At 64.3% G+C, this 8580-nt stretch carries 6 protein-coding genes and 1 pseudogene; 1 reads left to right on the forward strand and 6 read right to left on the reverse strand.

Annotated elements, in window-relative coordinates:
• A partial coding sequence (locus P9272_RS35295; protein ID WP_347404091.1) for a recombinase family protein occupies positions 1–425 on the reverse strand: 425 nt, incomplete at its 3' end.
• Between the two features lie 302 nt (positions 426–727).
• Between P9272_RS35295 and P9272_RS35300 the strand changes: the two are divergent.
• A pseudogene (locus P9272_RS35300) lies at positions 728–1635 on the forward strand (ATP-binding protein); the annotation flags it as partial.
• Between the two features lie 123 nt (positions 1636–1758).
• Here the strand turns inward: P9272_RS35300 and P9272_RS35305 are convergent.
• The 5 genes from P9272_RS35305 to P9272_RS35325 all read right to left on the reverse strand — a co-directional run bounded on the left by P9272_RS35305 (position 1759) and on the right by P9272_RS35325 (position 8376).
• The gene (locus P9272_RS35305) at positions 1759–2418 is read right to left on the reverse strand and encodes an outer membrane protein (RefSeq protein WP_278164778.1); all 660 of its coding nucleotides are present in this window, start codon (positions 2416–2418) and stop codon (positions 1759–1761) included.
• Between the two features lie 175 nt (positions 2419–2593).
• Positions 2594–3181: a TetR/AcrR family transcriptional regulator gene (locus tag P9272_RS35310; protein ID WP_128258721.1), complete on the reverse strand. Its 588-nt coding sequence runs from the start codon at positions 3179–3181 to the stop codon at positions 2594–2596.
• Between the two features lie 30 nt (positions 3182–3211).
• Positions 3212–3802, reverse strand: a complete 591-nt coding sequence (locus tag P9272_RS35315; RefSeq protein WP_278164779.1) for a DUF308 domain-containing protein — start codon at positions 3800–3802, stop codon at positions 3212–3214.
• Between the two features lie 280 nt (positions 3803–4082).
• Positions 4083–6251: a malate synthase G gene (locus P9272_RS35320; RefSeq protein WP_278164780.1), complete on the reverse strand. Its 2169-nt coding sequence runs from the start codon at positions 6249–6251 to the stop codon at positions 4083–4085.
• A gap of 103 nt (positions 6252–6354) precedes the next feature.
• Positions 6355–8376: a hydantoinase/oxoprolinase family protein gene (locus P9272_RS35325; protein WP_278164781.1), complete on the reverse strand. Its 2022-nt coding sequence runs from the start codon at positions 8374–8376 to the stop codon at positions 6355–6357.
• Positions 8377–8580 lie beyond the last annotated feature (204 nt).

The following is an 8580-nucleotide window of genomic DNA, read 5'->3' on the forward strand; positions in this document are numbered from 1 at the left end:
TACTCGCTTGCCATGACGCGCTTAAGGTTCTTGACGATGGTTGAGACCATGCTGCCGTCGTTTTCAAAAGGCTCTCCGCAATACCGGACAGCTACACCGGCGTCTCGGCAGATGAATTCATAGTGAGCGGACTGGTCAGTGTCTTGGAACCGTCCCCACCGGCTGACGTCAAGGACGAGGATTGCAGAGTAGCTGCGCTGACAAGTCACGACATCGGACAGCAATTGCTTAAGGCCGTCTCGTCCTTTGAGGCTGAGGCCGCTTTTTCCAGCATCGGCATAGGTTTGGACAATAGCGAAGCCGCGGGCTTCGGCGTACTCCGCTATTGCAGCGATCTGATTTTCCAGAGAATAGCGCTGATGCTCGGTTGACATGCGAATGTACTGCGCAGCCGCAATGCGAACTACGCTCGACAACTCAGGCAATAGAGTGCCTCCCCGACATGGGACCCGTCACTTGTGGTCAGAAATTATGCCGCTTACGAAGAACTAATTCTACATCTACAGCGCACTTTGTCAAAGGCGACCGATCTCCTCATTTAAGCCTGACATTCCGAAACCTGATGGACAGAACGGGACATTCGGAAATATATACGCAATTGCGTATATTACAGCGAGAAGATTATTCTTTGTCGCCCGAATAATACTGCTATCCTAGCGCTACTCCCATCGTGACTTCCGGGAGCCATTCCTTCCGTGAGTAGCGGCGCGCCGCCGTTTCGCCGCAATCCGGCGGATGAAATATCCTGATGGTCGGGCCGCCGGGCTCGGGCAAGTCGATGCTGGCGCAAAGACTGCCCTCGATCCTGCCGCCGCTGGCGCCGAAGGAACTGCTCGAAGTCTCGATGATCGCGTCCGTCGCCGGCGAGCTCGGCGAAGGCAAGCTGACCGACCGGCGGCCGTTCCGCGCGCCGCATCACTCGGCCTCGATGGCGGCGATGGTGGGCGGCGGACTGCGCGCGCGCCCCGGCGAGGTGTCGCTCGCCATCACGGCGTGCTGTTCCTCGACGAGCTGCCGGAGTTCACGCCGCAGACGCTGGATGCGCTGCGCCAGCCACTGGAAACCGGCGACTGCATGATCGCGCGCGCCAACCACCGCGTCACCTATCCGGCGCGTATCCAGCTGGTGGCGGCGATGAATCCGTGCCGCTGCGGCATGTCGGGCGAGCCGGGCTTTCGCTGCCTGCGCGGCGACCGCTGCCGCACCGAATACCAGGCGAGGATTTCCGGCCCGCTGCTCGACCGCATCGACCTCAGGATCGAGGTGCCGGCTGTCTCGGCGAGCGACCTGATCCGGCCGGACAAGGCGGAGACAAGCGCTTCGGTGGCGCAGCGCGTGGCGCGTGCGCGCGCCATGCAGCGCGAGCGGCTGGAACGGCTGGGCGCCGGCGCCACCACCAACGCGCACTGCCCGCCTTCGATCATCGAGGAGATCGCAAGGCCGGATTCAGCCGGCCTGACGCTGCTCAAGGACGCAAGCGAAAAACTTGCCTTCTCGGCACGAGCGTATCACCGCGTGCTGAAAGTGGCGCGCACGCTGGCCGACCTCGACGCCAGCGAGACGGTCGGCCGCATCCATCTCGCCGAAGCGATTTCCTATCGCATGAGCGCCGAGCGGACGGCGCAGGCGGCTTGATTAGCACGACCGCATAGCCAGAGCCGTTCCGTTGGAATGGAGGCCCGCTTCAAGGCAATTCCTGACGTCGGCACGATATGCCGTCGCGCCGGGCATTGTGAGCCAAATTAATGCCGCTCGGAATCAGAACTTGTAGGCCACGGCAGCGCGAACCACACTGAAGTTGGTCTTCACGTCATAGGGAGCAGAAGGGCTAAACCCGAAATCCTTTTTGCCGAGGTCAACGAAGAGATATTCCGCACGAGCGGTCCAATTGTTGTTGAAAGCGTATTCAACGCCGCCGCCGACTGCGTATCCTGTCTGAAACTTGGTCTTAGCAATGCCGAAGACGTGCTCATCGATCTTGACATCACCCATCGCAACACCGGCCGTGACATAAGGGAGCCAACGATCGAATGCATAGCCGACGCGGCCGCGGATCGTTCCGAAAGCATCGACCCTCGCTTCGGCACCAAGACCCCCGCCACCGTTTGCTCCGGGCGAGAATTCTTTCTTGAACCCCAGGTAATTGATATCGCCTTCGACACCGAAAACCCATTGGCCATACTGGTAATTGGCGCCCACCAGCGCGCCGCCGGTAAAATTCCCGATGTCGGCCGATCCAAGAATACCGGTGAAATCGCCGTCAACCTTCCCGAAGGCCCCGCCCGCGTTCGCGCCGACATAAAGCCCGGTCCATGAATAGGGAACATCCATCGATGCCACTGGCTGAACGATGTCCGCGGCATTGGCGCCAGTCATCGCCGTGCCCAGAATCAAGAAAGCTCCAACGATAGAACGCATCGATTGTCTCCCGCGACCCGCTGTCGCCTGCCACTGCCACTGCGTTAGCATACTCTCAATTACCCGATAAACCTGTGTCAAAATGGTCACTCAGTCCGAGAAATAGCAATTGCTAAAGGCCCGATCGGGAACGCCTCCTGCGCGGCACCGAGCAACGAGGCCGGGCGATCTAACATCAATCGGTTGCCGGGATCAGCTTCTGCAGGGTCGGCTCCAGGATCATGCCGAAGGTCAGGACATCGCCATAGGCCCGCGCGGAAAGCATCGCCCCGTGCACGGTCGCCATGAAGGCCTCCGCCTCGACGCGTGGCGCGGCGGCGATCGTCAATGTACCTTGCCCGGCGCCGCGCTCTATCACGCCTGTCAGCCAGCCCGACAGAAACTGGAAATAGGCCCGAACTTCGGCGGCAACTTCCGGCGGCAGCACCGGAAGCTCGCTCGCCAGCAACGCACAGACGCAGAACGGCCTGCTCGCGTCCTCGATGCAGTGCGCCCAGAAGCCGGCATAGGTTCGCAGCAACTCGGGCGGCCCGGGCACATTGCGCTCGAGCTCGGTCATGCCCGTCACGGCGTCCTCGAGGTAGCGCCTGACCAGGGTCCGCACGAGGTCGACCTTGCTCGGGAAATGATGATGGATGCTGGCTTTGCGGATACCCACCACCTCGGCGATATCCGCGTAGCTGAATCCGTTATAGCCGCCGGCGACGATGAAGCGTCGCGCGGCGGCCAGGATGTCATCGGCGGTGTTCGAGGGCCTGTCCATAAGCATGCCTAACCTCCGGCGGAGGAAATCTCAACGCGCGGCCTGCGGCGACTTGCGAAGGATATCGCTCACCGAAAGCCACACGGCGGACACCAGGAAGTAGAAGGCGCCGAAAGCGGCGTAGGGCGCGACGTTGACGATGCCGATGGCATCTGTGCCGCCCGCCATCTTGACGAAGAAGAGACCGGCCAGCGCCGACTGGGCGCCGCTCAGGATCATCGCCCACTGGGCGCCGTTGGTCTTCCAGCGACGAACCGCCGTCAGGAGCTGAAACACGCCGGAGAGCGCGGCCCAGACACCATAGACTGCAAGCACCGCGTTCATGCTGCGGCCAAGCGCGATTGCAACCGCGATCGCGGTGACGATGCTGACCACGAAGTTCAAAAGTTGCGATCTGTTGCTGCGAAGCCCGCCGCTGCGCTGCGCGTCGACATAGTTGGCGAGCGCGTCCCAAAGGGGATAGGCGACCAGCATCACGGCGGCGAGCGGCGGAACGGTCTTCGTTACGGTGAAGGCCGCCAGGACCCAGGCCGCCGATACGGCAAACCGCAGATAGTAATAGCTTTTGAGCCAGCCGTTCGAGGGCTTGGCGCGGTTCTGGCCGCTCGTTAGTGCAGGCATGACGGATACCTTTTCTTTCGTTTTTTTGGTAGTACCTACCAACTAGTAGGTAGACACAATATCGTCAATGTCCCTCTAATCAACTTGTCATCTCATTCGGGTGATCGGCGCGTGATCGCGACGGTTTCGCTGACCACGAGCGATAGCTGCTCTGGGCAGATCCCCGAGCGCTCTTGAAAGGGCAGCGCCTTTCCCCGTTTGCTCATTCTCGCGCGGGGATAGAGGACCGGCGGAGCTGGAGACCTGTGCAATCGCCCCCGACGGGAACGTAAAGGCGGCGCTACCGGTCCTTCGTCTTCAGCTCCAGCCGCCGCGCATGCAGCACCGGCTCTGTATAGCCGTTGGGCTGGCTCGTTCCCTTGAACACCAGGTCGCAGGCGGCCTGGAAGGCGATGGAATGGTCGAAGTCCGGCGCCATCGGGCGGTAGAGCGGGTCGCCGACATTCTGGCGGTCGACGATCGCCGCCATGCGCTGCAACGAGTCTCTGACCTGGATTTCCGAGCAGACCTTGTGGCGCAGCCAGTTGGCGATGTGCTGCGAGGAGATGCGCAGCGTCGCGCGGTCCTCCATCAGGCCGACATCGTTGATGTCGGGCACTTTCGAGCAGCCGACGCCCTGGTCGATCCAGCGCACCACGTAACCCAGAATGCCCTGCGCATTATTGTCGAGCTCGCGCTGGATCTCGTCCGGCGTCCAGTTCGGCCGCACCGCGACCGGCACCGACAGGATGTCGTCGAGCTTGGCCTTCGGCCGATTCTTCAGCGCCGCCTGCACGGCGTGCACATCCACTTTATGATAATGCGTGGCGTGCAGGGTCGCCGCTGTCGGCGAGGGCACCCAGGCGGTGTTGGCGCCGGCCTTGGGATGTGCGATCTTCTCAACCAGCATCGCCGCCATCAGGTCCGGCATAGCCCACATGCCCTTGCCGATCTGCGCGTGGCCGGCGAGCCCACATTCCAGCCCTGTGTCGACATTCCAAGCCTCATAGGCGGAGATCCAGGCAGCCTGCTTCATGTCGCCCTTGCGGATCATCGGGCCGGCTTCCATCGAGGTATGGATCTCGTCGCCGGTGCGGTCGAGGAAGCCGGTGTTGATGAACACCACGCGCTCGCGCGCCGCGCGGATCGCCTCCTTGAGGTTGACGGTGGTGCGCCGCTCCTCGTCCATGATGCCCATCTTGATGGTGTTCTTTGCCATGCCGAGCAGCGCCTCGACCCGGTCGAAGATCTCGACGGCGAAGGCAACCTCTTCCGGCCCGTGCATCTTCGGCTTCACGACATACATCGAGCCGGCGCGGGAATTGGCGCGGCGGCCGTTCTCGCCGACATCATGCAGCGCGATCAGCCCGGTGATCGCGGCATCCATGATGCCTTCCGGCACTTCGTTTCCGTCGCGGTCGGTGATCGCCGGATTGGTCATCAGGTGGCCGACATTGCGCACCAGCATCAGCGAGCGGCCCGGCAGCAGGAGCTGGCCGCCATTGGGCGCCGTGTAGCGGCGGTCCGGATTGAGCTTGCGGACAAAAGTCTTGCCGCCCTTGGTGATCTCTTCGGCGAGGTCGCCCTTCATCAGGCCGAGCCAGTTGCGGTAGACGACGACCTTGTCCTCGGCATCGACAGCCGCGACCGAATCCTCGCAGTCCTGGATGGTCGTGAGAGCCGATTCCAGGATGACGTCGGCGATGCCGGCCGGATCGGTCTTGCCGATCTGGTTGGCGTGGTCGATCACGATCTCGATATGCAGGCCGTTCTTGACCAGGAGCACCGCTTCGGGATTCTCGGCATCGCCGCGATAGCCGGCGAACTGTTTTGGGTCGGCGAGCGTGGTGGCGCCGGCGCCCTCGCCCGCTTTCAGCGCGCCATTCGCCACCGACAGCCCGTTGACCCCGGCCCATTTGCCCGTGGTCAGCGGCACCGATTGGTCGAGGAAATCCTTCGCCCAGGCGATCACCTTGGCGCCGCGCGCCGGATTGAAACCCTTGCCCTTCTCTGCGCCGCCGGTCTCGGGAATGGCATCGGTGCCGTAGAGCGCGTCATAGAGCGAGCCCCAGCGCGCATTGGCGGCGTTGAGCGCATAGCGCGCGTTCATCACCGGCACGACGAGCTGCGGCCCGGCGACGACAGCGATCTCGGGGTCGACATGCTCCGTCGAGACGCTGAAGGCCGGCCCTTCCGGCACCAGATAGCCGATCTCCTTCAGGAAGGTCTTGTACGCCTCCATGTCGATCGGCGCGCCGTTTTGGCGGTACCAGTCGTCGAGCTTCGCCTGCATGGCGTCGCGCTTGGCCAGCAGCGCGCGGTTCTTCGGCGCGAGATCGTGGACGATGGCCGAAAAGCCTTCCCAGAATTTTTCCGGATCGATGCCGGTGCCGGGCGTGGCCTCCTCGGCCACGAAGTCATGGAGCTCCCGGGCAATCCGCAACCCGGCGATCTCGATGCGGTCGGTCATCAGGAGTTCTCCAAATGGTAGGCTTTGTCGGCCCTTTGGCATGTTTGGGGTTGCGGGGTCAATTCGGCTTAGGGTGTAGGGGTACGCGGTCTCCCCCTCTCCCTCACACCGCGATCCGCGGCCGTCCTGACGCCACGGCGACCACATGTGCTTCGATGAACATGCGCTGGCCCTCGATGGTCGAGACCTTGAACTCGGTGGCGACGTCGATCTCGGCGCTGTCGGTGCCGGCGTCCTTGGCGCGCCCGGCTGCGATCGCCCGCACATCGGCTTCAGCCGCCTCGATCGCCTTCGCCTCGTCGGTGAAGTCGCGTACTGTCTGGCCCGACGCCAGGCGGAACAGCCCTTCCTTCGGCTGGCTGACGCGGGCTTCGGCCGAGACCCGCACCTGGCCGACCACGGCGCCCAGCGCGTTGGCGACATCGGTGTCTTCCGGCACGATGCAGCCATTGCCGACAAGCGGCGGCAGGCCCGCATAATGCAGCGGCGCGGAAGCGCCGAGGCCGATCACCGGACGGTCGAGCGCGACGGTGAAGCGGGCGATGCCTGGATGGCCATCGACCGCGCGCTGCACCAGCGCGTGCGCGACGGTCGCCGCGCCGTCCAGGCCATCCTCGGCGAAGGCTGTTTCGAGGATGTATTCGGCCGACCAGCGGGTGAGCGTGACCAGCACGCGCTGCGAAATCTCCTCCGGCGTGGCAGCGATCGCCTGGCCGCGGCCGTCGCGGCGGCGCGCGAACAGCTCTGCGCCCAGCCGGGCGGTGGCGACGTCCCAGTTCGACTGCTTGCCCAGCACATGGGCGGCGTCGGACGGCGTGAAGCCGCAGATGTGCACGAGCCCCCGCGCAACCAGACGGTTCAGCGTGGCGTTCTGCGCGTTGGACGAGAGCAGCCGGTCGAGCGCCAGCGGCGTGGCGCCGATTGCTTCGTAAAGCTTCGCTTCCGGCGCGGTGAGGCCGGCGGCGAGGCGATCCGGCACTCCGGTGCGTACGGCAAAACGCCCGTCCATGCGGCTCGGATTGGGCGCGCGCAGCTGCCGTTCCAGCTCGGCGGTGACCGCCTCGCCATGCGCCATGCCGGCAAGCGCCAGCGGCACCAGGCGGCGCGGCCCGAGCAGGATCTTCGGATCGAGCGCGCCGTCTTCCAGCGCCACTTCCGAGTCGCCGCCGAGGCCGAAGGTGCGCATGGCGACGGCCTCGACCATGGTGCGGAAGCCGCCGACGGTGGCGCCTTCCGGATCGAGGCGAGGACGGCCGCCATCGAGCACGGCGACATCCGTGGTGGTGCCGCCGATATCCGACACCATGGCGTCGTCCAGCCCGGTCATGTGACGGGCGCCGACAAGGCTGGCGGCGGGGCCGGAGAGGATCGTCTCGATCGGCCGTTGACGGGCAAAGGCCGCCGACACCAGCGCGCCGTCGCCGCGCACCACCATCAGGGGCGCCGCGATGCCGCGCTTGGCCAGAAATCCTTCGGTCGCCGCGACCAGCCGGTCGATCATCGAGATCAGGCGGGCGTTGAGCAGCGTGGTGAGCGCGCGGCGCGGGCCGCCGAGCTTTGCCGAAAGCTCGTGGCTGGCGGTGACCGGCAGGCCGGTCTTCTCGCGGATCAGGTCGCGAGCGGCAAGCTCATGCGCCGGGTTGCGCGTGGCGAAATAGGCGCAGACGGCGAAGCCGGACACCGAACGCCCAAGCTCGGGGAGTGCGGCCTCGAGGCCGGACAAGTCGAGCTTGGCGGCATTGCCGTGCACGTCATGGCCGCCGGGGCAGAACACCACCGGATCGGTGCCGAGCGCCGTCTTCAAGCCATCGCGGGCAAGATCGGCCTCGGAAAAGCCGATCATGACGAGCGCCACGCGCCCGCCCTGGCCCTCCACCAGCGCGTTGGTGGCCAAGGTCGTCGACATCGAGACCAGCTTGATCGCGGCAGGATCGGTGCCGGATTGCTGAAGCACGGCATCGACCGCGCCGGAAATGCCGACGGCGAGATCGTGCCGCGTGGTCAGCGACTTCGCCTTGGCCAGAACCTTGCCCTTGGGGCCGCCCTCCTCCGACCACAGCACCGCATCGGTGTAGGTGCCGCCGGTGTCGATGCCGAGGAAGAGGGGGGAAAGCTTGGCGGTCATTTTTGCGGGCAGTCCGGGGTCAAGGGCTTTGTTGCGAAGCCCTTAGCCGATACAGGCTGGCGGATAAAGGTTGGAGGGGTAGGCCAAGGGGAGAAGAGCTGATCGCCGCCGGCATATCAAAGCTTGGTGTCCAGCCGATAGATGGGTAACACTTTGAACCGGATACATGGGTTACAGTTTTCCCCCTGAGTTGCTGTCCGCCGC

The organism is Mesorhizobium sp. WSM4976, from assembly GCF_029625685.1.
In the GTDB taxonomy this organism is placed as follows: Bacteria; Pseudomonadota; Alphaproteobacteria; order Rhizobiales; family Rhizobiaceae; genus Mesorhizobium.

What these genes read in the sequence shown, in the direction of transcription:
- P9272_RS35305 (WP_278164778.1), bottom strand. Translation starts at nt 2,418, where the DNA reads ATGCGTTCTATCGTTGGAGCTTTCTTGATTCTGGGCACGGCGATGACT.
- P9272_RS35310 (WP_128258721.1), bottom strand. Translation starts at nt 3,181, where the DNA reads ATGGACAGGCCCTCGAACACCGCCGATGACATCCTGGCCGCCGCGCGA.
- P9272_RS35315 (WP_278164779.1), bottom strand. Translation starts at nt 3,802, where the DNA reads ATGCCTGCACTAACGAGCGGCCAGAACCGCGCCAAGCCCTCGAACGGC.
- P9272_RS35320 (WP_278164780.1), bottom strand. Translation starts at nt 6,251, where the DNA reads ATGACCGACCGCATCGAGATCGCCGGGTTGCGGATTGCCCGGGAGCTC.
- P9272_RS35325 (WP_278164781.1), bottom strand. Translation starts at nt 8,376, where the DNA reads ATGACCGCCAAGCTTTCCCCCCTCTTCCTCGGCATCGACACCGGCGGC.